This is a genomic window from Acetobacterium sp. (assembly GCF_041752335.1).
Classification (GTDB): domain Bacteria; phylum Bacillota; class Clostridia; order Eubacteriales; family Eubacteriaceae; genus Acetobacterium.
Genome location: NZ_JBGSHG010000048.1, coordinates 1 through 23,770, shown reverse-complemented (window position 1 = coordinate 23,770; position 23,770 = coordinate 1). Strand labels below are relative to the sequence as shown.

Annotated in this window: 19 protein-coding genes and 1 pseudogene; 4 read left to right on the top strand and 16 right to left on the bottom strand. The window is 45.6% G+C overall.

What is annotated here, in order from left to right:
* Positions 1-3: 3 nt before the first annotated feature.
* The 3 genes from ACEW8F_RS06330 to ACEW8F_RS06320 all read right to left on the bottom strand — a co-directional run bounded on the left by ACEW8F_RS06330 (position 4) and on the right by ACEW8F_RS06320 (position 3,159).
* Positions 4-474: an HAD family hydrolase gene (locus ACEW8F_RS06330; RefSeq protein ID WP_373482626.1), complete on the bottom strand. Its 471-nt coding sequence runs from the start codon at positions 472-474 to the stop codon at positions 4-6.
* Between the two features lie 63 nt (positions 475-537).
* A complete protein-coding gene (locus tag ACEW8F_RS06325) occupies positions 538-1,134 on the bottom strand; it encodes a Yip1 family protein (protein ID WP_373482625.1) in 597 nt (198 codons plus the stop codon).
* Between the two features lie 39 nt (positions 1,135-1,173).
* Complete coding sequence (locus ACEW8F_RS06320; RefSeq protein ID WP_373482624.1) at positions 1,174-3,159, bottom strand: GAF domain-containing protein; 1,986 nt, start codon at positions 3,157-3,159, stop codon at positions 1,174-1,176.
* Positions 3,160-3,563: 404 nt separating this feature from the next.
* On the opposite strand from ACEW8F_RS06320, the gene hcp reads away from it, so the two are divergent.
* The 4 genes from hcp (at position 3,564) to asrC (ending at position 8,053) form a co-directional block, all read left to right on the top strand.
* Positions 3,564-5,126 carry a hydroxylamine reductase gene (gene hcp / locus ACEW8F_RS06315; protein WP_373482623.1) on the top strand — a complete coding sequence of 521 codons (1,563 nt, stop codon included), beginning with the start codon at positions 3,564-3,566 and terminating at the stop codon, positions 5,124-5,126.
* A gap of 121 nt (positions 5,127-5,247) precedes the next feature.
* The gene (gene asrA, locus ACEW8F_RS06310) at positions 5,248-6,261 is read left to right on the top strand and encodes an anaerobic sulfite reductase subunit AsrA (RefSeq protein WP_373482622.1); all 1,014 of its coding nucleotides are present in this window, start codon (positions 5,248-5,250) and stop codon (positions 6,259-6,261) included.
* Positions 6,262-7,074 (top strand): anaerobic sulfite reductase subunit AsrB, encoded by an 813-nt coding sequence (asrB, locus tag ACEW8F_RS06305; RefSeq protein ID WP_373482621.1) that lies wholly within the window; start codon positions 6,262-6,264, stop codon positions 7,072-7,074. It begins immediately after the preceding gene.
* A gap of 10 nt (positions 7,075-7,084) precedes the next feature.
* Entirely contained in the window at positions 7,085-8,053 is a 969-nt protein-coding gene (asrC, locus tag ACEW8F_RS06300; RefSeq protein WP_373482620.1) for a sulfite reductase subunit C, read from the top strand.
* 71 nt (positions 8,054-8,124) lie between these two features.
* Here the strand turns inward: asrC and ACEW8F_RS06295 are convergent, their stop codons facing one another.
* The 13 genes and pseudogenes from ACEW8F_RS06295 to ACEW8F_RS06235 all read right to left on the bottom strand — a co-directional run.
* Complete coding sequence (locus ACEW8F_RS06295) at positions 8,125-9,312, bottom strand: anaerobic nitric oxide reductase flavorubredoxin (RefSeq protein WP_373482713.1); 1,188 nt, start codon at positions 9,310-9,312, stop codon at positions 8,125-8,127.
* Positions 9,313-9,414: 102 nt separating this feature from the next.
* On the bottom strand, positions 9,415-10,947 hold the full coding sequence (locus tag ACEW8F_RS06290; protein WP_373482619.1) for an ABC-F family ATP-binding cassette domain-containing protein: 1,533 nt from the start codon (positions 10,945-10,947) through the stop codon (positions 9,415-9,417).
* 373 nt (positions 10,948-11,320) lie between these two features.
* Positions 11,321-13,216 (bottom strand): molecular chaperone HtpG, encoded by a 1,896-nt coding sequence (gene htpG, locus ACEW8F_RS06285; RefSeq protein ID WP_373482618.1) that lies wholly within the window; start codon positions 13,214-13,216, stop codon positions 11,321-11,323.
* A 220-nt stretch (positions 13,217-13,436) separates the two neighbouring features.
* Positions 13,437-14,672, bottom strand: a complete 1,236-nt coding sequence (locus tag ACEW8F_RS06280) for an LL-diaminopimelate aminotransferase (protein WP_373482617.1) — start codon at positions 14,670-14,672, stop codon at positions 13,437-13,439.
* A gap of 195 nt (positions 14,673-14,867) precedes the next feature.
* Positions 14,868-16,121, bottom strand: coding sequence for a diaminopimelate decarboxylase (locus ACEW8F_RS06275; protein ID WP_373482616.1), 1,254 nt, complete (start codon positions 16,119-16,121; stop codon positions 14,868-14,870).
* Positions 16,118-16,819, bottom strand: a complete 702-nt coding sequence (locus ACEW8F_RS06270; RefSeq protein WP_373482615.1) for a TrmB family transcriptional regulator — start codon at positions 16,817-16,819, stop codon at positions 16,118-16,120. Before ACEW8F_RS06270 ends, ACEW8F_RS06275 begins: the two co-directional genes overlap by 4 nt.
* A 207-nt stretch (positions 16,820-17,026) precedes the next feature.
* Positions 17,027-17,446 (bottom strand): MORN repeat-containing protein, encoded by a 420-nt coding sequence (locus tag ACEW8F_RS06265; RefSeq protein WP_373482614.1) that lies wholly within the window; start codon positions 17,444-17,446, stop codon positions 17,027-17,029.
* Between the two features lie 160 nt (positions 17,447-17,606).
* A complete protein-coding gene (locus ACEW8F_RS06260) occupies positions 17,607-17,951 on the bottom strand; it encodes a branched-chain amino acid transporter permease (protein ID WP_373482613.1) in 345 nt (114 codons plus the stop codon).
* Positions 17,941-18,690 carry an AzlC family ABC transporter permease gene (locus tag ACEW8F_RS06255; protein ID WP_373482612.1) on the bottom strand — a complete coding sequence of 250 codons (750 nt, stop codon included), beginning with the start codon at positions 18,688-18,690 and terminating at the stop codon, positions 17,941-17,943. The genes ACEW8F_RS06260 and ACEW8F_RS06255 overlap by 11 nt, the downstream gene beginning before the upstream one ends.
* 104 nt (positions 18,691-18,794) lie before the next feature.
* Positions 18,795-20,180: a PLP-dependent aminotransferase family protein gene (locus ACEW8F_RS06250; RefSeq protein WP_373482611.1), complete on the bottom strand. Its 1,386-nt coding sequence runs from the start codon at positions 20,178-20,180 to the stop codon at positions 18,795-18,797.
* Positions 20,181-20,281: 101 nt separating this feature from the next.
* The gene (locus tag ACEW8F_RS06245; RefSeq protein WP_373482610.1) at positions 20,282-21,919 is read right to left on the bottom strand and encodes an MBL fold metallo-hydrolase RNA specificity domain-containing protein; all 1,638 of its coding nucleotides are present in this window, start codon (positions 21,917-21,919) and stop codon (positions 20,282-20,284) included.
* Between the two features lie 242 nt (positions 21,920-22,161).
* Positions 22,162-23,481, bottom strand: coding sequence for an ATP-binding protein (locus ACEW8F_RS06240; protein WP_373482609.1), 1,320 nt, complete (start codon positions 23,479-23,481; stop codon positions 22,162-22,164).
* 72 nt (positions 23,482-23,553) lie between these two features.
* Positions 23,554-23,770: pseudogene (locus tag ACEW8F_RS06235) on the bottom strand (methyl-accepting chemotaxis protein); the annotation flags it as partial.

The following is a 23,770-nucleotide window of genomic DNA, read 5'->3' as shown; positions in this document are numbered from 1 at the left end:
ATTTCAGGTTCTCAGCGTTGCCACCATCCGATCGGTGTTCAGTAGCAGATCCAGGGCATCCAGCGGGTTGTTAACAACAATATCCGCCGCCAGTAGCGATTTCACGCAGCAGCCTTCTTTTCCCATCACCACAATCGACAACCGGCTTTCTTCAAACATTTCCCGATCATTGTTGCCGTTTCCGATGGCAATGTTCGTCTCACCACCAATCTTTTCAACATAGGCCTTTTTCTTTTTAGAAATATTGTCCTTTGAAAAAATCTCAATGGTCACCGGCAGATCCTGGCATTGCGCCCGAACCAGGCCAAAGGTATCGGCAGTGAGAATATGCACCTCCACCAACTTCGCCAGAGCCACCAGCCGTTCTTTGAGCCCCGTCACCAGAAAACCATCCACCGCCAGGGTGCCGTTATAATCAAAGGTCACATGCGCCACCGTGATGGGCTCGTGACCGGGAATTTTCAGATTAATCATTTTTACCTCGCTACTTCTCTTCTTATTTTTTTAATGATTGCCTGCTAACACCAATACCTCATGCTATGATGCGATAAGATAAATAATAAACAGTGGGATCATTTTGATTAAAAACTGCAAATATAAAACCGACGCCTTTTTATAGGAAACATCATAAACCTTGGCAAAGCCCACAATCAGCAGGTAGATGCCCCAGAGATTGAAAATATTGAGAAAATTGTAGATCAGCAGGGATATAAAATGCCAGTTCTCAAACTGGAACAGTCCAATGGTCTGAGGAAAGTACAAAAATATCAATCCTTCCACCAGTGCCGGAAAACTGGCCAGTCCCAGAATATAAAAGGCCTGTTTGCGGGTGCCGGTACCGCCCATTTTTTTCATGATCAGATTAAACACAATTGTCTGGATGAGGATCAGAGCATAAACACTGAAGCTGCCCATTAGCATCGAAAATAAAATAGTTGTGGCCGATATGACCGGAGCTTCAGGATTGAACATGTCATAAATGGTGGTATGATTCACCAGACAGGCAACCACAATCCCATCAACAACCCCAATCAAAATCAGAATGATAATGGGTACGGTGACCGAAATCTCCCGCTCTCTGGAATTCTCAAAAAACCGTTTTGGATGGATGATTAAATCAACTGCATTTCTCATTTCTGCTCCCTTCACCTGGATTAAATTCGACTTTCTCACTTAATTTAAGACAATCACCGTGACTGCTTTCTTTTCACAGTCTTTTTTGAGCCGGTTACACAAAACCCGATAAGCAGCGGGACTCAGTCCCGGTGGCGGGGTGTTGACGATAATTAATTTGGGCCGCCGGATTCGGGCCACGCCGTATTCCAGCCGGATATATTCGGCATCAGTCAAGTCTTTAATCGGGGTATTAAGCTTACCCTCAAGACCCATCATTTTGGCCACCTGTTTCAGGTTCACCCGATTCTCCTGAACCCCGAGCAATAAAGCAATCAGCCGCCCTTTGACCCGGACCTTGGAAGTGCGCAGCTGCGACTTTCCGAAGATCATCGCATATTCCTGCTTACGCAGGCGCTTCAACTGTTCCTGCTTGTCCCTGGTAAAGGTGATCCGGTTAAAAATCAGCCGTTCATTGGGTTCCAATGACAGGCCCGAAATTTTTTTAAGAAAAGCATCCTTTTCAGCTGGGGATGCAAAAACCTTTTCCTTAAAGCCGTTCTTTTCCACCGCAAAAGTCCGCTTTCCGCCCTTACGGATCTGCAGCAGGGAAAAATCCCGGTAGTTGTCCAGCGACTGCCCGGATTTTTTAAAGACATCCAGCATCGCCAGGGTCATCTCGTTGACCAGGGCAAAATCTTCCAGTGAAAAGACGCCATCCAATTTGTTGATCAATTCCAGAGCGCCAAAAACTTCTGTTTCATCAATCCCCAGGGGCACAGCAATTTCCGAGGTGATAGTCAGGCCCAGGTTCCGGTTCTGACTTTCAACTTGGAGCCGGTATTTTCGGGAATCCTTGATATACAGCGGCAATCCCTCAAAGACCGAGCGGGCGGCAATTCCCTGACCCGGCCGCAGCTTCAGCTGATAAAGATCCTCCGCCCCGGGACTCTTGATAAGTAGCGGATAAATAAAGGGGCCCCGGTCGTCTTCATCCCGGAACCAGATAATCGCCGCCTGGGCCGCAGTTACCAGCAGGATCTCGTCCAGGGTGGTGCTGAACAGCCGCGGCAGCGAGGTTATTTCGGTTAGTTTTTCCTGAAAACCGGCCATACATTCGTCATGGGTCAGGCGCTTTTCGGCCGTATAGTCGTTGAAAAACCGGGATTTCAGCTGGCTGATGGTTTCACGGATGACCCGGGCGCCTTCCAGATTTCCAAATCCGTCAAAATTCACCTCGGCAAAACCATGAATATCAATAAACCGTTTTGTTGCATAGCGGTTAAGGGGGGCCGTTCGGCTGATATAAGAAACATAGCTGGCCTTGCGGGTGGGATCATTGGCATGGACAATGTACTCAAAACGACCCGTTTTCAAAGCTTCCTTCTGCATCTCACTCATGGTATACCAGCAATAGGGCTGGGCGTTGACACAATAGGCATGGGTGTTTTCTTCGAGCCGATTAATATAAACGTAGGTGGCCAGATTGCCGCCTTTAGAATGACCCAGGATATTACGTTCCCCCAGAATCCCGGCCATATGCCGGTCGTAAAAATCGATGGCCTTGTGATGATGGACGGTGACCACTCCCAGAGACGCAATCAGACAGCCGCCCCAGTCCAGAACAATGCTGCTGGGATACATTTGTTCACAGCCGCTGAAAATCACCGCTCCGTTATTTTCCCGATCTGCCAGGGCAATGGCCACAAGGCTGGTTTTGTTTTTGTCTGCGGTATTGCCATAGGGACCATAATTATCGTTAACATAGCCGGTAACAACCACATCACCTAAATTGTCGCTGGATGCATAAATCCGCTTGAAATGAGCCTGCCGGCGTTTTTTGTACTGATATCCATGCTCGGACCGACTGATAAAACCAGGATACGTCGCATAGCCGCACTGCTCCAGCAGATCGATGTATTCATCGAGTTTCATCGGGGTTTCCCGGGTAATTTGATTTTTGTATTGGGGCGGCAAATGAAAATAAACCAGTTCCAGCAGCAGGTATTTTTCGATGTCCAGCAGATTGCTCATTTTCAAACTCATGATGTTCCTCTTTTCCGTTGATTGGGCTAAGACATATAGTAAATCATATCATAATCAGTTTCAGAATAAAAGACGGAAATTCCTCAGCAACATAAAATTAAAAAAATTCATTTTTCCAATTTTATGTTGCATTTGCAACAGTCAAAGGGAATAACTTGTAGTATCATTATTTCATCGTCAGTATTAGAAAAAAGCGACCGCCTGAAATAATAATTAATCAAATTGATATTTCTAAGCAATGAAGACGATTATTTAAAAAGATTGATCGAGCAAAAATTGATTTTTAGCAATTTAATGGTTATTATTCATAATTTAAGGGTAGATCAAATAGTAGTGGTTCTTTATAAAGGTTATTTCCCGTCTTTACGGGTTAACAAATATACATTTACAAGAGAGGTAAAAAGATGAAAGATATGTTTTGTTTTCAATGTGAACAAACTGCCAAAGGAACCGGATGTGAGGTCAGCGGTGTCTGTGGAAAAACCCCACCTGTCGCTATTCTTCAGGACAAACTAGTCGGTGCCTGTATCGGACTGGCTAAAGCCGTTCAGAAAAAAGCAGCCACCGAAGCCACCGATGCCTGTATCGAGAAAGCCCTATTTACCACTGTCACCAACGTCAGCTTCGACGATGAAAGCTTAAAAATCATGGTCGACTGTGTCGATAAAATGAAAGCGGATCTTGATCCCTCTACCGAAGACTATGATATGGCAAAACTCTGGGATGACAACGAAGATATCCGTTCGTTAAAAACCCTGATCCTTTTGGGTTTAAAAGGCGTCGCTGCCTACGCCCACCATGCTGATGTTCTGGGCTATAAAGATCCCGAAGTCAATGCCTATTTCTATGAAGCATTAGCGGCTGTCGGCTCAGATCTGGGTATGGACGTCTTACTGCCGCTGGTTCTGAAAACTGGCGAAATCAATTTAAAAGTGATGGCCTTACTGGACAAAGCCAATACCGAAACCTACGGGACTCCGGTTCCCACCGAAGTGCCATTAACCATTGAAAAAGGACCATTTATCATCATTACCGGTCATGATTTACATGATTTAAAATTATTGCTGGAACAAACTGAAGGCAAGGGCATCAATATTTACACCCACGGTGAAATGCTGCCATGTCATGCTTATCCGGAACTAAAAAAATATGCTCATTTAAAAGGAAACTTTGGTACCGCCTGGCAGAATCAACAAAAAGAATTTGCTGGTGTCCCGGCACCAATTCTTTACACCACCAACTGCATCATGCCCGTAAAAGAATCCTATTCTGATCGCATCTTCACCACCGATGTGGTGCAATACCCGGCGATGATTCATATCGGCAAAGACAAAGATTTTACCCCGGTGATAAAAAAAGCGCTGGAACTGGGCGGCTATCCTGAAGATAAAGAAATGACCGGCATCAACGGCGGAAAAACCCTCTTAACCGGATTTGGTCATGGCACTGTGCTGGGCGTTGCTGACAAGGTGATCGCTGCGGTTAAAGCCGGCGATATCAAACACTTCTTCCTGGTCGGCGGCTGTGACGGTGCTAAACCAGGCCGTAACTACTATACCGATTTTGTTAAACAAACACCGGATGATACCATTGTCTTAACCCTGGCCTGCGGCAAATTCCGCTTTAACGACCTGGATCTGGGTACCATCGGCGGCTTGCCACGACTAATGGACATGGGCCAATGCAACGATGCCTACTCGGCCATTCAGGTTGCTGTTGCTCTGGCTGGCGCCTTTGACTGTGGCGTTAATGATTTGCCACTGAGCATGGTACTGTCCTGGTACGAACAAAAAGCGGTTTGTATCCTGCTGACCCTGTTACACCTGGGCATCAAAAACATCCTGTTAGGACCATCACTGCCAGCCTTTATTTCACCAAACGTATTAAACGTCCTGGTGGAAAACTACAACATCGGACCAATCACCACCCCCGAAGCTGACTTGGCAAAATGTCTGGGACAAGCTTAATTTTTAAAAATACTTTTTAACATCAGCTCACCAATAAAAAGTCTGTCAGAGAACCCCAAAAGGGTCTTTGACAGACTTCACTTTATCCAAATTTAATACAAACTTGAAGGAGGACTTGTTTATGGGTTACCAAACGACAGCGGAGAAAATGAACGCTATTTTCTCTGACTTATCAAAAGACTATATCATCTATGCCCCCAAACGATTTGTCGGCGATGGCACCTTTACTTCCATCGACACGATCCGTTATGGTGAAATCACTGCTCTAGCTGAAATCGAATTTGCCGAAAAATCTGACTACTCTTTTAAAGAGGTCTTACTCCCCATCTCTGAAACACTTTTTTATTTTACCGAAAATGAAATGAAAGAAGCTGACGCTGCTAAAAAAGGAGCGATTGTGTTCTTGCGCAGCTGTGATCTCCACGGCCTGAAACGGATGGATACGATTTATCTGGAAAACGGCGCCGTCGACACCTATTACAAACGACTGCGCGATAACACCAAATTTATTCTGATGGGTTGCGAAAACTCCTTTGAAAACTGTTTCTGTGTTTCCATGGGTACCCAGACCAGCGAAGACTATGACGCTTATATAAAGGTTGACGGCGAAACCGTGCTGGTCGACAGTCACTGGGATTTCCTTGATGGCGCCCTGGCCGGTGCAACCCAGGCTCCGGTGATTGCCGATTCGGTCACCGCCAATGACACTGTCGTGACGATCCCGGAAACGGTTCCTCAGACCCTGTTTGACTCGCCGTTCTGGGAAGAATACGGCAACCGCTGTATTGCCTGCGGACGCTGCAACTTTGTCTGTCCCACCTGTACCTGTTTCACAATGCAGGATATTTTCTACACCGACAACGGCAAAGCCGGCGAACGGCGACGGGTTTGGGCTTCCTGTCATGTGGACGGCTACACCGATATGGCTGGCGGACATGCTTTCAGAAACGACAAAGGCCAACGGATGCGTTTTAAGGTGATGCACAAGGTCAACGATTATAAGCGACGCTTCGGCACCCACATGTGTATCGGCTGCGGCCGCTGCGACGATGTCTGTCCCGAATATATTTCTTTTGCCAATTGCATCAATAAGCTGAACACCTTAGTAAATGACACTGCAAAGGAGGAAAACTAAATGACTGTGACTGAATTTAAATCAGATAATCCTTACATTCCTTTCCTTTCGGAAATCACTGATGTGATCAAACATACCGAAATCGAGTTTACCTTCCGAATGACCTATAACGGCGATGTCAAACCGGGACAGTTTTTTGAAGTTTCTTTGCCGAAGTTTGGCGAAGCCCCTATTTCGGTCAGCGGCATCGGTGACGGCACCGTCGATCTGACGATCCGTAAAGTCGGCAAGGTTACTGATGAGATCTTTGAAAATTATGTCGGCGATACCCTGTTCTTGCGGGGACCCTATGGCAACGGCTTTGATATCGCCAACTACAAGGGCAAAGAAATTCTGCTGGTAGCCGGCGGCACCGGGCTTTCCCCGGTCAAAGGAATTGTCGATTATTTTTCGGCCCATCCCGAAGACTGCAAAGGCTTTACCCTACTGGTCGGTTTTAAATCACCCAAAGATATGCTATTTAAGAAAGATTTTGAAATCTGGAAGAAAAACATCAATGTGATTATGACCGTCGATTATCCGGACGAACAGTATGACGGTAACTGCGGCCTGGTTACCCAGTATATTCCCGAACTGATGATCAAAGGTCTGACTGACGCGGTCGGGATTGTGGTCGGCCCGCCAATGATGATGAAATGCACCATCAGCGATCTGCTGGCCAAAGGCTTCCAGGAAGAAAACCTGTGGATCTCCCAGGAACGAAAAATGTGCTGCGGCATTGGTAAATGCGGACACTGCAAAATCGATGATACCTATATTTGTCTGGACGGCCCGGTTTTTAATTACACCAAGGGAAAATTTTTAAAGGATTAGGAGGAACGTCATGTTAGATCTGAATACCAAGAAGATAAAGAAGAATGCCTATCGCGTCACCAAGGTCCGTGGGGAAACTGCCTCCCGAATCCGGGTTCCCGGGGGCTTATTAACCGCCGAGCTGCTGCCGCTGATTCAAAACATTGCCGAAACCTATGGCAATGGCCGGATCCATTTAACCACCCGTCAGGGCTTTGAAATTCCCGGTATTAAATATACCGATATGGACGCTGTCAATGCCCTGCTCCAGCCGATTATTGACAAGCTGGAAATCAATCAGGAAATTCCCGGCAAAGGCTATACTTCTGCCGGAACCCGGAACATTTCGGCCTGCATCGGCAGCAATACCTGTCCTTTTGCCACCTATAACACCACCAATTTTGCGAAGAAAATGGAAAAGGAAATCTTTCCCAACGATCTTCATTTTAAGGTGGCCTTCACCGGCTGTGCCAACGACTGCATCAAAACCCGGATGCATGATTTTGGCATCATCGGGATGACCGAACCGCAATACGAAAAAGAACGCTGTATGGGTTGTCAGGCCTGTGTCAAAGCCTGCAAGAAAAAATCGGTCGATGCCCTTTCGGTGAAAAATTACCGGATTGTCCGCAATACCGAAAAATGCGTCGGTTGTGGCGAATGCGTGATCAACTGCCCGACCCGGGCCTGGACCCGTAGCCCGGAAACCTACTACCGGCTGGTGATTATGGGCCGCACCGGCAAGCGAAACCCCCGACTGGCCGAAGACTTCCTGGTTTGGGCGACCGAAGACGCGATTATTAAAATTATCAAGAACACCTATGGCTTTGTCAATAACTACATCGACCGGGAAGCACCCGGCGGCAAAGAACACATCGGCTATATCATTGATCGAACCGGCTTTGAAGAGTATAAAAAGTGGGCCCTGGAAGGTGTGGAACTAGATCCCCGCACCATCGTCAAAGGCCCCGTTTACTGGAGCGGCATTCACTACGATTGATTTTTTCAATGATCCAACTAAAAACGACCTAATCTTTCGATTAAGTCGTTTTTTTTTCGATAACTTAGGTTCTAGGCTTTGGCGATTTCTTTGCCGAAGTCGATGGCTGATATCTGTTGGACGTCATCGGGATTCCACTGATTCCTAAGACCCTCGTTGATGATTTCAAACCCGGCGCCTTCCAGCCATTCATTTAACACCTTGGTGGACTCGCCGCTCCAACCGTAGCAGCCAAAGGCGGCGGCTTTTTTGTTTTTAAACTTCAGCTCTTTCATCAGATGAACAAAGCCGGCGATGGAGTGGAGAATGCTGCCGCCAATGGTCGGTGAGCCAATCAGCACAGTCTTTGATTTAAAGACCTCGGTAATCAGATCATTTTCATCGCTTTTTGACAGGTTGAAGACTTTTACGACCACGTCCGGATCGGTCAGTCCGATCCCTTCGGCAATTTTTTCGGCCAGATTTTTGGTTCCGTTCCACATCGTATCATAGATAATGGTAATCTGATTTTCCTGATAATCCCCGGCCCACTGGGCATATTTCTCAACGATTTGCATCGGGTTATCATTCCAGATGACGCCATGGCTGGTGGCAATAATATCAATGGTCAGATTAAAGGCAATAATTTCGTCCAGTTTCTTTCGCAAGATGGCGCTAAAGGGAGTTAAAATATTGGCGTAGTATTTTATCGCTTCTTTATATAAATCGCATTGATCAACCAGATTATTGTACAGTTTTTCAGTGGCATAATGCTGGCCAAAAGCGTCATTGCTGAATAAAATATTGTCTCCGGTCAGATAGGTGGCCATACTGTCGGGCCAATGGAGCATCCGCATTTCCACAAAAATCAGTTCTTTGCCGTTACCCAGATCCAGCTTATCGCCAGTTTTCACGACATTAAAGTTCCAGTCCTGGTGATACTGGCCCTTCAACGACTTAACAGCGTTTTCAGTACAGTAAATGGGCACGTCGGGAATCAACTTCATCAGTTCCGGCAGGGCGCCGCTATGATCCACTTCGCCGTGATTGGCAACAATATAGTCGATCTCATTCAAATCGATTACCTGGGCTAAATTTTCCGCAAATTCTTTGGCATAGGGCATCCAGACCGTATCGACTAAGACCGTCTTTTCTTCCTCGATCAGGTAAGAATTATAGGTGGAGCCATGATTCGTTGAGAATTCATTGCCATGAAACTGCTGCAGCTCCCAATCAACTTTGCCAACCCAGCTCACGTTATTCTTAATTTGTTTTTTCATCATCTTTTCCTCTCAATCACATACTTGACATCAATGATAATTATATACCCCAAATTATCAATTTTAATCTGCTATGTTCTTGAATCCGAATCTCTGACCTTTTTAGCCCTCGATATTGATAGTATGCTCAGCCCAATCCTCATAAAACGAAGCTTCATGGGAAACCAGAATCAGACTGCCGGTCCATTTGATCAGCTCTTTTTTTAGCACCTCTTTGGCATCGGCATCAAGATGGTTGGTGGGTTCATCAAGGATCAGGAAATTGGCACTGGTCAGCATCAAGATACAGATTTTGACCTTGGCCTGTTCCCCACCGCTGAGGGTCGCTACTCCCTGAAGCATGCTCTTCGCTTTTAAACCGCACTGGGCCAGATAGCGCCGCAGTTGACTCTGGGACAGCTTGGGATAGACCTCGGCCACCACCTGAATGGGCGTCAGGTTGGGGTTATCCCAGTTAAGATCCTGCTCAAAATAGGCAATTTTGATATTGTCGGCAAACTTGAATTTCCCCGAAATCAGCGGAATCTGTTTGACCAGGGTTTTCAGCAGGGTTGATTTCCCAATCCCATTAAAGCCGGTGATCACCGTTTTCTGGCCCGACTCGATTTTAAAATTCATTTTGGCGAGCAGCGGATAATCGTAGCCAATCTCCAGATCCTTGACACTTAAGGAGCGCTGGGCGGAAATATGGGTGGCGGTCAAGCGGAAATTGGGTTTTGGCACCAGTTCCGGTGGCGGAATCCGGTCGATCCGATCCAATTGTTTCTGCCTGCTCTTGGCCATACTGGCAGTGGAAGCCCGGGCCTTGTTTTTAGAGATATAGTCTTCAAACTTCTTGATCTCTTTTTTCTGGGCTTCAAATTCCCGAATATAGCTTTCCCGGCGCAGCCCTTTTAAATTGATAAACTTGGTGATATTACCACTGTATTTTTTGATGGTGGAAAACTCGATGTCGCAGACACAGGTGGTGATCCTGTCCAGAAAATCAAAATCATGAGAAATCACCAGAAAGGTGCCCTCATATGCTTTTAAATAATCGGTGAGCCATTCCACATGTTCCTTGTCCAAAAAGTTGGTGGGCTCATCCAAGAGCAGCACATTGGGTTCTTCCAGCAACAGCTTGGCCAGAATAACCTTGGCCCGCTGTCCGCCGCTGAGCTGATCGAGTAGGCTGTCCATCCCCAGGGCGGTAATCCCCAGACCATCAGCAATTTTTAAGATCCGGCTTTCCAGTTCGTAAAAGCCGGAATTCTCCAGCAAACTCTGCAAGTCTGCGGCTCTATTCATGGCCTTTTCGCTGCATTCGTTGCCCATGTTTTCATAGATTATGGTCAGCTGCGCTTCTTTTTCATAGAGCTCATGAAACGATGTTTTTAGATAATCAAACACCGTCACATCCTGATCAATTTTAGCATGCTGGTCCAGATATCCGACCTTGATCCCTTTTTGCCAGCGGATCTCCCCACCATCGGGAATAAGTTCGCCGATTAAGGTATTTAAAAGGGTGGTCTTCCCGGTTCCGTTGCGCCCGACAATCCCCATATGCTCGCCTTTGAATAATTCAAAGGATGCCTCCTGATATAAAATTTTATCACCAAACGAATGTGATAGGTTTATGACGTCCAATAGTCCCATTTACATTTCTCCTTGTTGCGAATTTTTAGCAAAAATAAAACAGAGAGCCATTTTATACTGACTCCCTGTCATTATAAAAGGCCATAACGAACATTGCGTTATGGCCTGAAAACTTTCCTGCTGGTTACCGGTTTAAGCGCATCAAAATAAAGTATAGCAATGCTACACTTAAATAACGCTTAGACCGATGAGAATAAAAGTTTTGGTTTAGGCTCTAAACAATGTCTCATCGTATCTCTCATTGTCAGAGCTGCTTCAATGGTTAAAATCATCTTGTTACACCTTCTGCTACTAGTTTATCAAAACAGCCTGAACTTGTCAATTGACATTAAAAAACCAGCAACTCCTTTAAGGATGATGCTGGTTTATGTGATTACATCAGTTTGCTGATGTTTTTGGTAAAGGCGACTACGTCGTCAAGCGGCAATCCGGCAATTAGTCGGGCCTGATTGTAAAGCAGTTCGGTGTAGAGGGCAAACTGGTCATCATCTGCTTCATAGAAGCTTTTCAGTTTTTCATAAACCGGGTGGTTTTTATTGATTTCCAATACTTTCTTCGCCTTGACGTCACCGCCCTGGGGCATGGTGTTCAAGGTCATTTCCATTTCGATGGACAGATCCCCTTCGGTGGAAAGATAAGCCACGTCATCTTTTAAGTGGGCAGTGGTTTTCACCTTCACGACCTCTTCCCCGATCAGGTCTTTCATTTTTGCCAGCAGTTTTTCATCCGTTTCAGACGTTTCTGCTGCCTCATCGGTTTCATTTTCTTCCGGCGCTTCCAGTCCCAGATTCTGGCTGGAAACCGAACGGAATTCTTTTTCCTCGTATTGTCTTATGGTCTGGGTCACAAATTCATCAATGGTTTCGGTTAAATAAAGGATCTCATAATCTTTGTTTTTAATGATCGAAACCTGGGGCAGTTTTTCCAGTTGACTGACCGAGGAACCGGTGGCGTAATAAATGTATTTCTGATCTTCTGGCATCCGTTCTACGTATTCTTTAAGGGTAACCATCTTGCCTTCTTTGGATGAATAAAAGAGCAGGAAATCCTGAAGTTTATCTTTATCCTGGCCCCATTTATCGTAGGTTCCGACCTTAATCTGATTGCCAAAGGCGGTAAAGAATTTTTCATAGGTTTCACGATCATTGGCCAGCATTTTTTTGAGTTCTTCAGAAATTCGGGTATCGATTTTTCGGCTGATCAGTCGCAATTGACGATCCTGCTGAAGCATTTCCCGGGAAATATTTAATGAGATATCCTCGGAGTCCACTACCCCTTTAACAAAACTAAAGTAGTCCGGCAACAGCTCGCTGCATTTTTCCATAATCAGAACGCCGTTGGAATAAAGCTCCAGCCCTTTTTCATAATCTCTGGTGTAGTAATCAAAGGGTGCCTGACCAGGAATATAAAGGATCGCTTTGTAGCTCATCGCACCTTCAATACTCAGGTGGACATGAGCCAGCGGGGCATCAAAGCCAAGTCGCTTGTCGTGGTAGAAATTGTTGTAATCCTCATCGGTGAGCTCGTTTTTATTTTTTCGCCAGATCGGGATCATCGAATTCAGCACATCATCTGCCATATAGGTTTCATACTCGGGATTTTCACTGTCTTTGGTGTCTTCCTTGACCCGGCTCTTTTCCTCCACCATCTTAATGGGGTAACGGATAAAGTTGGAGTAATGCTCAACCAGGTGGCGGATCCGATAGGGTTCCAGGTAGTCGTCGTAGTTATTATCCTCAGAATTCTCTTTGAGATGCAGGGTGATTTTTGAACCATGGGTGGTGCGGGTTCCGGGTTCAATGGTATAACCATCAGCTCCTTCAGAAACCCATACAGAGGATGTCTCTTCGTCAAAGGATTTGGTTTCCACCTCAACCTTGTCAGATACCATAAAGGCTGAATAGAAGCCGACCCCAAACTGGCCGATGAGATCAAAATCTTCTTCCATTTCCTGATCTTTTTTAAAGTCGCTGGAGCCGCTTTTGGCAATGGTGCCCAGGTTGTCTTCCAGTTCCGCTGCGGTCATCCCGATCCCGGTATCTTCAATCGTCAGGGTGCGGTTATCCTTGTTGGGATGAATACGGATGTAGTAATCGTCCTTATTAAAGGTTTTATCTTTGTCTGTTAATGTTTTGTAGTAAACCTTGTCGATGGCGTCGGACGCATTCGAAATCAATTCTCTTAAAAATATTTCCTTGTTGGTGTAAATTGAATGGATCATCAAATCCATCAGACGCTTGGATTCTGATTTAAACTGCTTTTTTTCCATAACATACCTCTTTTTCATCTTGTAATATTGTTAGCACTCTTTCTTTAAGAGTGCTAACAATATTGTAAGTAACTTTATTAAAAGTGTCAACCCTTTTAATGATTTTTTAAGGCTGACGAATCACGACCTGTTTTTCGCATGGCCAGATGAAAAGGTTCAAAACATACGTACCCAAAAATAAAATGCCTGGACAATCAGCGTTGCCGGGCATTTCTTTATTTTACAGTTTAAATTCGGTGGTAATGCGTCGGATCGCTTCTTCGGTGTTTTCTTTGCTGCCGAAGGCGGTGAGTCTAAAATAGCCTTCGCCGCTGGGACCGAAGCCCACACCGGGGGTTCCGACAATGTTGACCTCAGTGAGGAGTTTGTCAAAGAAGCTCCAGGAATCCATGCCAGCTGGCGTTTTCAGCCAGATATAGGGAGCATTAACGCCGCCAAAAACTTCAATACCGGTACTGGCAACTCCTTCACGAATCATTTTGGCGTTATTCATATAATATTCGACCAGGGCTTTGATCTGCGCTTGGCCGGCTTCGGTATAAACGGCTTCCGCGCCTTTTTGGATAATATAAGGAACACCATTAAATTTGGTACAGTGTCGGCGGTTCCACAGCTTATTGATTTCGACCGGTTCACCGGCTTCAGTATAACCCATCACTTGTTTGGGCACGACCACATAGGAGCAGCGGGTTCCAGTGAAGCCGGCATTTTTGGAGAAACTGCGGAATTCGATGGCTACCTCTTTGGCACCCTCGATTTCGTAGATGCTATGGGCCACATCTTCTTCCTGAATATAGGCTTCGTAGGCAGCATCATATAAAATAATGGCCTGGTTGGCTCTGGCATAGTCCACCCATTTTTTCAGTTCGGTTTTATTGATGGTGGTCCCGGTCGGGTTGTTGGGGAAACACAGATAAATCAGATCCACCTCTTCGGTTGGCAATTGGGGAACGAAGCCGTTCTCAGCGGTACAGGGGATATAGACCATCTCGCTCCATTTGCCGTCGGCGCCCAATGTTCCGCTGCGGCCAGCCATGACGTTACTGTCAACATAGACCGGATAAACGGGATCAGTGATGGCAATTTTAGTATTCTGACTGAATATTTCCTGGAAATTGGCAGTATCGCTTTTGGAGCCGTCGCTGACAAAAATTTCATCAGTAGCCAGATCGACCCCGCGGGTTTTAAAATCAAATTCGACGATTTTTTCCAGCAGGAAATCATAGCCTTGTTCCGGGCCATAGCCCTTAAATGTTTTTTCGTCAGCCATTTCGTCAACGGCGGTATGGAGGCCGGTGATGACTGCTTCGGGCAGCGGTTTAGTCACGTCGCCGATTCCCAAGCGGATGATGTTTGCTTCCGGATTAGCTGTTTTATAGGCTTCCACCCGTCTCGCTATTTCTGAAAAAAGGTAGGAACCAGGTAATTTAAGATAATTTTCATTAATTAATGCCATTTTATTTTTTTCCTTTCGCTATTGTCTCTTGATTATTTAATAAAGGTCTCTTGCAAGAACCGTACCGACAAATGTTAATCTGTTGTATGCTGCAGGATCGTACAGATCAATGACCTGTTCGCCCTGATGCATTCAACATGACGTAACATTTTTCGGTACTCAGGTTTTTTTTAATATTAGTGCCACTATTTAAAACTATTTAGTCCACTTGGAGAAATCCAGGGTGGCGAAGTAGTCAGCTGGGGTTTCGGCGCGACGGATCAGCTCGGTACTGCCATCTTCTTTTAACAGCACTTCGGCGGAACGCAGCTTGCCGTTGTAGTTGTAGCCCATGGCAAAGCCGTGGGCACCGGTGTCGTGGAGGACTACCAGATCACCGATATCGATTTTAGGAAGTGATCTGTCGATGGCAAACTTATCATTGTTTTCACACAAGCCCCCGGTGACATCATAGACATGATCCAGCGGAGCATCTTCTTTACCCATCACGGTGATATGGTGATAAGCACCATACATGGCGGGTCGCATCAGGTTGGCGGCACAGGCGTCAAGGCCGATGTATTCTTTATGGGTATGTTTCTCATGCAGAGCAGTGGTGACCAGATGGCCAAATGGTCCCAGGACAAAACGGCCCAGTTCGGTGTAGATGGCAATATCGCCCATTCCTGCCGGGACCAGAATTTCTTCGAAGGCTTTTTGTACCCCGCGACCGACTTCATAAATATCAGTAGGTTGCTGATCGGGCCGGTAGGGAATCCCAACGCCCCCGGACAGGTTGATAAAGGCAATATGAGCGCCGGTTTCCTGATTCAGCTCCACCGCGGTCTGGAAAAGAATCCGCGCCAGGGCCGGATAATATTCATTGGCAATGGTATTGCTGGCTAAAAAGGCATGAATCCCAAAATGCTTAACGCCTTTGCTTTTTAAAATCTTAAATCCGTCGGTCATTTGTTCCCGGGTGAACCCGTATTTGGCCACCTGGGGAGTATCCATAATGGCATTGTCGATGACAAAGTCGCCGCCGGGATTAAAACGGCAGCTGATGGTTTCCGGCAGTCCCGCGACCTCTTCGAGAAAGTCAATATGGGTGATATCATCCAGAGTAATCAGAGCGTCCAGCTTTCTGGCCAGGACAAAGTCTTCTGTGGGCGTCACATTGGAGGTGAACATAATATCCTCACCAGTAAAACCAACGGTATCCGACATCATCAGTTCGGTATAAGATGAACAGTCCACGCCACAGCCTTCTTCTTTTAGAATCTGCAGAATCATCGGGTTGGGGGTCGCCTTAACGGCAAAGTACTCTTTATAACCTTTGTTCCAGGAAAAAGCTTCCTGCAGGTTTCGTACATTTTCGCGGATCCCCTTTTCATCATAAAGATGGAAGGGGGTTGGGAATTCTTTGACTATTTCTTCTAACTTTTCTTTGTTTACAAAGGTCTTTTTCATATTTGCTTTCCTTTCGTCATTTCAATCAGCTTTATTTCATTTTTCATGGAGTCTTTAAATAAATCCACTAGATTCCGCTTCCGGGAATAAAGACAGGTGGAATGCTCACCGTTACTCACTTCGCCAGTGAGGACATTGGTTGAATCGGCAATCAGCCGAATTTGCTGGAGCGGTTGATCCGTGATATGGACAGTAGCCCCTGCCAGCGCAAAGGATCCATTGGTGATGATCACCATCTTAATATCACGATTAATGGCTGCTTCAATATCCGACAGTACGGTTTCGAGAATCTGACTGGGTACTGAAATATAGATCCGCTCCCGGGCTTCCAGAATCATGTTGCGCAGTTTATTGAGAATGTTGCTTTCCCCTTTAATGGTAATATAACCTTCCACCGCATCCCGTTTACTGGGAATGGTGGCAATCAGATCCTGTTTAGCTTGCTGTAGTTTGCGGATCTTATTTCCGCAGAATTCGGCAATCGCCACCGGGGTATAGCGGATGGTTGCTTCCTCAATGACATAAGCCCCCCCTTTTTCCACCAGAGACGCCAGGGATGTGTAGGCATTGGATCTTGAAATGCCCGTTGTCTTTGCCACCTCGTAGCCATTTAAGTCCCCTTCGGCAAGCAGGGTTAAATAAATTGAAGCCTCATGCCTTGTCAGTCCAAATTGTGTCAGTCGTTCAACAATATCCATAACCATCAGTCCTTATTTAATAATTATTAAATTGTTAACCCGATCTGCCAGAGTAGCGACTTTTTTTAATCCGCCGCTGCTTCAGATCAGGTACTTAATAGTTTAGTGTTCCTACTTAGTAAGTCTACACTAGTTTTTATCTTCTGTCAAGAATGATTATAAAAAAACAGCATGAAAATTTCATACTGTTTTTTAATCCATTATTATTTACGGCCCAACATATTGATCGTTGGCGAAGGTTCCCACATAGGTGCTGCCATCAGCCATGGTCAGGGTTCCTTTGCCATGCATCATGCCTTCTTTAAATTCGCCCACATAGGTATTTCCATTCTCTGTCTTGGTGCCATCGCCATCCAATTTACCATATTTCCATTCGCCTTCGAATTTTGTTCCCTCATAGCCGGTGGCCGTCCCCTGGCCATGAAGCTTGCCATCCTTCCATTCGCCCTCATAGATCACATCTTGGGAATAAGTAAATTTTCCATAACCATTGGGCATATCATTTTTCCATTCGCCCGTATAAACCCCACCGCCATAGGTATGCGTGCGGATACAGCCGCTGACTGTTAATAACAGACTTGTCACCATTAATATCGCAAATAATTTTGATATTGTCTTTTTTCTCACCCGATCCTCCTGTTTTGTGCCTGCATCCTTTTCATACGCCTTAGCTTATCAAGAATTATGGTGTTATTATATCGCATTAAGCTCAGATAATAAATATTAAAACCACAAAGCGCTGGAATTATTTATAAAACCATTCTTAATCTGGCAGCCTATCTGACGTTCAATATCCAATTATAAACAGGGTTCGGGTTAACACCATATAAAGTCCGGTACCGGCGATGATGCTGAGAAAAACGTTCTTTCTGATCCGATGAACAAGGATCACCATAGCGACACTAAAAAACTCGGGTAAGCCGAAGGGATAGGCGGTCAGGCTTGTGTTTCGCAGACAAAAGACAACCAGAATAATCATAATGGCGGCGGGTAAAACCGTTCCCAGATAACTTACCGTATCCGGCAGTTCTTTTTTTCCGCCAAAAAACAAGAATGGCAGGGATCGGGTAAATATAGTAACCAGCGCCACCACAATCAGAGCTTCCAGGGTATTGATCCAACTAATACTCATAGCTGATTTCCTCTGGGTGCTCTGTTAAACCAGCTTCCAATTCTAGATCGCGGTTCTTTTTTTGATGGTCTGACCGGGGTTTCATAACGATCAGCACCAGGACGCTGACAGCCAGGGCTGGTAAAATGAACTGACTGGGGCCCAGGATAAAATAAAAGGCTAACGCACTGATCAGCCCAGTGATTGCCGGTAAATGAGAATTCATCGATTCCCATTGATTCATACAGACGGTAATAAAAAAAGCCGTCGCCGAAAATTCGATGCCTCCCAGATCATAGGGTATGAGCTCCCCAAACAGGGCTCCGGCCAGACAGCTGAGAATCCAGACCAGATGAAGAATCAGGGTGATGTAAAAATCGGTCTTCCTGGCATCCACATCATCTGGATAGTCAATGCTGCAAAGAATAGAATAAACCTCATCGGTTAGGGTGACGATCATATAGGGATATTTCCGTTCCATCTTCCGGAACTGTTCAATAAAGGCAATACCATAAAAAATATGCCGGGCGTTAACAAAAAAGGTCATCAACGCAATGGTCCCCAATGAGGCTCCGGCGGTAAGCAGTGAGACCATGACAATCTGCATCGACCCGGCATAAATAAAAACGCCGGACAGAAATGACCAACCGGCCGAGAAGCCAGCCTCATCCATCAGTACTCCAAACGCGATGCCCATAAACAAATATGGAAAAAAAACTGGTATCGCCTGTTTGAAGGCAAAAATAAAACTTGTCATCATGAGTACACTCCCTTCACCCGCGGTTTGATATAAGACTTATTCTAACACGCAAAAATACGCCATACAATAACTTAAATGTATGGCGTACAAATTAACACTGAATATTACAAATGATCGAGGAGTTTTTTCAAGATTATCAGGCCCTGTTCCAGTTCGGCCAGGGTTTCCGGGGCACAGACCGACATCCGAACGGCCCGACTGGGCAAACTATTTCCGACCGTAAACCGTTCGGCGCCGTAAACCCGAACCCCATTTTCCATGGCCAGCGCTTCGAAGGTTGATCCGCTAATCGTTCCCGGCAGCTCCAGCCAACGAAATATTCCAGTTTCATCGCCGTAACAGGTATAGTCCCTTAAATACCGGTTTACCAGCTTATTACGCTGCCTGGCATTCTGCAGGTGACTTTTGATAAATTGATCCAGCTGTCCGGAAACGATGACCCGGGCCGCCAGCACTGCCATCAACGGAGAAACGGAAATATTCAAATTATACAGGGCTTTTGACACCGGCTTTCGATAGGCCGGGGGAACTGACACATAAGCCATTCGTAGGCCGGGCGCCAGGGTTTTTGACATGCTGGCAATATAGATAGTATGTTCCGGCGCTAAAGAGGCCACCGCCGGCTGGGTATTTTGACCAAGCAAATGATAGGCGCCGTCTTCGATGATAAAAATATCCTGGTCTTTGGCAATCTGAGCCAAAGTCCTGCGACGATCTGCGGTCATGGTATGGGTAGTGGGATTGTGGTTATCGGGAATGAGATAGACCCCCTTGATATTTTCGTTTCGGCAGGCATCAAACAGCGCTTCAGCATCCATTTCGCCGTCACGATGACGGATCGGCGTCAGCTGAATGCCCAGCATTGAAGCGGTGGTTTTAAGCCCGGAATAGGTATGGGGGTCAGCCCCAATTTTATCGCCGTGACGGCACAGCCCGGCCAGAATTGCCGTGATGGCATTTTGACCGCCGTTAGAAAACAAAATGCTCTCTGAGCCCGGACTAAAGCCACCTTTTTCCATCAGTTTTACCGCCGTATCTTTCAGCCAAATATTGGCATTGGGGCGACTGTAATTAAACAGTTTATCGGCATCTGCTTCGTTGAGCATTTCTTTTAAGCAGCCGATCAATGGCCCAAAGGAAGCGGTGTCGGGAAAAACCGCACCCAGTTCGATCAGATTCCGGGGTTTATCATCCGGTAACAGATAGGCATTTGCCAGCGCATCAAAGGACACAAAGGTACCGCTGCCGACGGTGGCACTAAGCAGCCCTTTTAGCTCGCAGACCTTGCAGGCTTTGGACACGGTGCTCACATTAATATCCAGAAAATCTGCCAGTTCCCGCTGCGGTGGCAGTTTCGTCCCCGGCAGCAGGTTGCCCTTTTTGATATCCTGCTCCAGCTGACGGGCCAGGGCGAGATACAGAGGTTTAACCTCATGATTCAGCGTTGGTTTCCAGGACATCGGATAATCTTCAAATGAATTGACCGGCATGAGCTTCGCCTCTTTCTAAACTGATGTTTATTCCATTCTATCGAAAACACCTGCCGACGTCAAGCTGGCAGGTGTTTTTATGGACTATCGATGAGAATTCTTCAATTATTAGTGATGGTCTTAAGTTTTTCGCAGGTGCTTTCGAGATCCCTGGTTAGAGCGGCAAGGTCTTTTAGTTTTTTATCCGGAAATAATTCCTTTATCCCGATCCCGGGAATGGCCAGCAAATTGTCCAGCTCATCATGGATGTCGCCGAGATTGTATTTTAATTTATTGATCTGATTTTTAGTATCAACCCGGTTTTTGATGCCCTCCACAATCACAGCTTCATCGTCCAGATTGTATTCTGAAACATCTTCCACCACGGTGCAATCAAACCCCAGGATGTTTTTCACGGTGGTGGCAAAGCTTTTCTTGGCTTCGTCTTCCCCGTGAACCAAAAATATTTTCTTTGGTTGTTCTTTAAACCCGGACAGCCACTTTAACAAATCGTTTTTATCAGCATGCGCAGAAAATCCCTCGAGAAAATAGATCTCAGCATTCACCCGGATCCGTTCCCGGAGGATCCGGACATATTTTTCGCCGCTGGTTATCGCCCGTCCAGTGGTGCCCTCTGCCTGATAGCCGGCAAAAACGATGCTGGATCTCGGTTTCCAGAGGTAGTGCTTGAGATGATGCTGAACCCGGCCGGCGTCAGCCATGCCGCTCGAAGAAATAATGACCTTGGGTTCTGGATTAACGTTTAAGGCCTTAGACTCATCAATGCTTTTAATGAAATTCAAATTTCTGAAATAAAAAAGCTCATCGCCCTTTTTGATCCGTTCCTTTATATAGTCATTAAAATAATGGGCATTTTTGCGGAAAATCTCGGTCGCGTCAGTAGCCAGCGGACTATCAACATAAACCTTGACTTTATCAAGCTGATTCTGATACAGTTCATGGTTATCATAAAACACTTCCAGCACATGGATCAGATCCTGGGTTCGACCCAAGGCAAAAGCTGGTGCCACCACGGTACCACCCCGGGCAACGGTTTTAAAAATGATGTCCATAAAACGCTTTCCGCTTTCCTGTTGGGTTTCATGAGCACGATCCCCATAGGTCGTTTCCATAATCAGATAATCAGCCGCTGCAATCAGGGTCGGATCATTAAGCATCCGCTGATTGCTTGCGCCGATGTCGCCTGAGTAAACAAGCTTCGTGGTTTTTCCGCCATCCTCAGCCCAAATCTCAATGATTGCTGCCCCCAATATATGACCTGCTTCATTGAGCCGGATCTTGATCTGATGATTGATTTCAAAAGTTTGTCCGTAAGCCACCGGAAAAAAATACTGGGCACAACGGGTGGCATCTTCCTGGGTGTAAAGCGGATTAAGTTGGCGCCCGCCTGAACGGGTGGTGCGTTTATTGATCCATTTCGCATCCATTTCGTGAATATTGCCGCTGTCCTGAAGCATAATATCGGCGATCTCAGCGGTTGCTCCGGTACAATAAATCTTCCCTTTGAACCCCTGTTTGACCAGTAGGGGGATCCGTCCGCAATGATCAATATGGGCATGACTTAAAATCATAAAATCGATTTCTGCCGGATTGAAATCAAACGCCTGATAATTCAATTCTTCCAGGGCTTCACTGCCCTGAAACAAACCGCAGTCCAGGAGGAATTTACAGTGATCTGAAGTCACCAGGTGGCAGGAACCGGTAACGGACAGTGCCGCTCCTAAAAATTTAATTTTCATTTTCTTTCTCCTGTTCTTTTCATTTCCAATTAAAACAATTCTAATTTTTCAAACTCAACAGTATTGCGTATGCCAGTCATCGATTTTCATCGTTTGATCTTTTTTCTTGAAACTCTTTCTTTATTCATATCCATCTTACTGAATTTTACGCAGATTAAGCCGAAAAAATGCACCTGGGACCAAAATTAGTCCCAGGTGCTATCGTTTTCTGACCTACTCGTGGTTAATTGACATTTTTTCATTTAATGGTCCGCTGAACCGACTGAAAGCAAATGATTGATAAATTGCTGGGCCGTTCGGCCAGAAATCCCGCCATGCTGCAGTTCCCATTTATTGGCTTCCTGGGAAAGCACTTCTTCCGATATATTTAAACCATCACGTTTGGCTAATTCCGCCACAATTCCAAAATACTGTTTCTGACTGGGTCGTTCGTAAAAAATACTGACCCCGAAGCGATTTACCAGAGACAGCTTTTCCTGCATCGTATCTGACCGGTGGATGTCCCCATTAGCCTCCATATCATTTCGGTCATTCCAGGTTTCCCGAATCAGATGACGTCGATTTGAGGTGGCGTAAATCAAAATGTTATCCGGTTTCGTTTCCACACCACCTTCGATAACCGCTTTAAGAAATTTATATTCGATCTCAAATTCCTCAAAAGAAAGATCATCCATATAGATAATAAACCGATAGTTCCGGTTTTTAATCTGGGCAATGACATTTGATAAATCCCGAAATTGATGTTTGTAGATTTCGATCATTCGGAGCCCTTGATGATAGAATTCGTTGACGATGGCTTTAATACTGGTAGACTTACCAGTACCGCTGTCTCCGAATAACAGTACATTATTTGCTTTTCGACCCTCGACAAAGGCTTTAGTATTTTCAACTAGCTTTTGTTTCTGATTTTCGTATCCCACCAGATCCGCCAGCACAACCTTATCCATGTTATTAATAGGATTAAAGATAACCCCGGTATTATCGGCTTTGGAAATAATCCGGAAAGCTTTGTTGAGTCCGAACATACCCACCCCATATGCGCCGTAGAACTGGGTGATTTCATCAAAAAATAACTGTTCATTTGCGGCAGCTGCCAATTTTAAGCTCAGCGATTTCACTTTTCCACTGACATTCTGATTGTACATGAATTCTGGTTTTTTGATAGCCTGATAATCTGAAATCCGGGTGAAACAGTCTATCCCCAGTGCTGATTCGAGCTCAGTAAAATCAAAATCAAAAAGATCTTTGAAAACCCGACAGTCATTTTGGGCAAAAAAGTTAACACTCCCTTCTTTTTTCCCCACCTTCTCACAGGTTAAACTAAATGGATTTTCATTGGTTATCAGCAAAAAGGTCAGGTAATGATGCCAAAGGTTTCGATCAAATCCGAAATCAGTGGCGATTTCCAGCAGCGATTTTATCAGCCGATAGCTTTCGGCAATCAGTTCTTCCTTGGACTCTAGCCCACTGTAAAAACGTTCATAGAGCTGTCCCATCTGCTTTAGCAGGCTCTCCTGGCTTGATTCTGTATAAAGTATCAGTTTAGCAATTAATCGATTCATGCTGATCTTCTTTCTAAAAAAGCCACCTTATCACAAGGTGGTCTTTTTAATCATTTATTTTGTCTGCTTGACTTATCGCAGCTGGAACTGGTCGATCATCTGTTTTAATAAGATCGACTGACCGGAAAGCTCTTCACTGGCTGCGGCACTCTCTTCGGCAGTTGCCGAGTTTTGCTGGACTACCTGGGCGACTTGTTCAATGCCCATATTAATCTGAGCGATGCCGGTGGCCTGTTCATTGGATGCGGTGGCGATATTGCCGACTAAATCATTAACCTTGGCAATCCCG

What these genes read in the sequence shown, in the direction of transcription:
- ACEW8F_RS06330 (WP_373482626.1), bottom strand. Translation starts at nt 474, where the DNA reads ATGATTAATCTGAAAATTCCCGGTCACGAGCCCATCACGGTGGCGCAT.
- ACEW8F_RS06325 (WP_373482625.1), bottom strand. Translation starts at nt 1,134, where the DNA reads ATGAGAAATGCAGTTGATTTAATCATCCATCCAAAACGGTTTTTTGAG.
- ACEW8F_RS06320 (WP_373482624.1), bottom strand. Translation starts at nt 3,159, where the DNA reads ATGAGTTTGAAAATGAGCAATCTGCTGGACATCGAAAAATACCTGCTG.
- hcp (WP_373482623.1), top strand. Translation starts at nt 3,564, where the DNA reads ATGAAAGATATGTTTTGTTTTCAATGTGAACAAACTGCCAAAGGAACC.
- asrA (WP_373482622.1), top strand. Translation starts at nt 5,248, where the DNA reads ATGGGTTACCAAACGACAGCGGAGAAAATGAACGCTATTTTCTCTGAC.
- asrB (WP_373482621.1), top strand. Translation starts at nt 6,262, where the DNA reads ATGACTGTGACTGAATTTAAATCAGATAATCCTTACATTCCTTTCCTT.
- asrC (WP_373482620.1), top strand. Translation starts at nt 7,085, where the DNA reads ATGTTAGATCTGAATACCAAGAAGATAAAGAAGAATGCCTATCGCGTC.
- ACEW8F_RS06295 (WP_373482713.1), bottom strand. Translation starts at nt 9,312, where the DNA reads ATGAAAAAACAAATTAAGAATAACGTGAGCTGGGTTGGCAAAGTTGAT.
- ACEW8F_RS06290 (WP_373482619.1), bottom strand. Translation starts at nt 10,947, where the DNA reads ATGGGACTATTGGACGTCATAAACCTATCACATTCGTTTGGTGATAAA.
- htpG (WP_373482618.1), bottom strand. Translation starts at nt 13,216, where the DNA reads ATGGAAAAAAAGCAGTTTAAATCAGAATCCAAGCGTCTGATGGATTTG.
- ACEW8F_RS06280 (WP_373482617.1), bottom strand. Translation starts at nt 14,672, where the DNA reads ATGGCATTAATTAATGAAAATTATCTTAAATTACCTGGTTCCTACCTT.
- ACEW8F_RS06275 (WP_373482616.1), bottom strand. Translation starts at nt 16,121, where the DNA reads ATGAAAAAGACCTTTGTAAACAAAGAAAAGTTAGAAGAAATAGTCAAA.
- ACEW8F_RS06270 (WP_373482615.1), bottom strand. Translation starts at nt 16,819, where the DNA reads ATGGATATTGTTGAACGACTGACACAATTTGGACTGACAAGGCATGAG.
- ACEW8F_RS06260 (WP_373482613.1), bottom strand. Translation starts at nt 17,951, where the DNA reads ATGAGTATTAGTTGGATCAATACCCTGGAAGCTCTGATTGTGGTGGCG.
- ACEW8F_RS06255 (WP_373482612.1), bottom strand. Translation starts at nt 18,690, where the DNA reads ATGATGACAAGTTTTATTTTTGCCTTCAAACAGGCGATACCAGTTTTT.
- ACEW8F_RS06250 (WP_373482611.1), bottom strand. Translation starts at nt 20,180, where the DNA reads ATGCCGGTCAATTCATTTGAAGATTATCCGATGTCCTGGAAACCAACG.
- ACEW8F_RS06245 (WP_373482610.1), bottom strand. Translation starts at nt 21,919, where the DNA reads ATGAAAATTAAATTTTTAGGAGCGGCACTGTCCGTTACCGGTTCCTGC.
- ACEW8F_RS06240 (WP_373482609.1), bottom strand. Translation starts at nt 23,481, where the DNA reads ATGAATCGATTAATTGCTAAACTGATACTTTATACAGAATCAAGCCAG.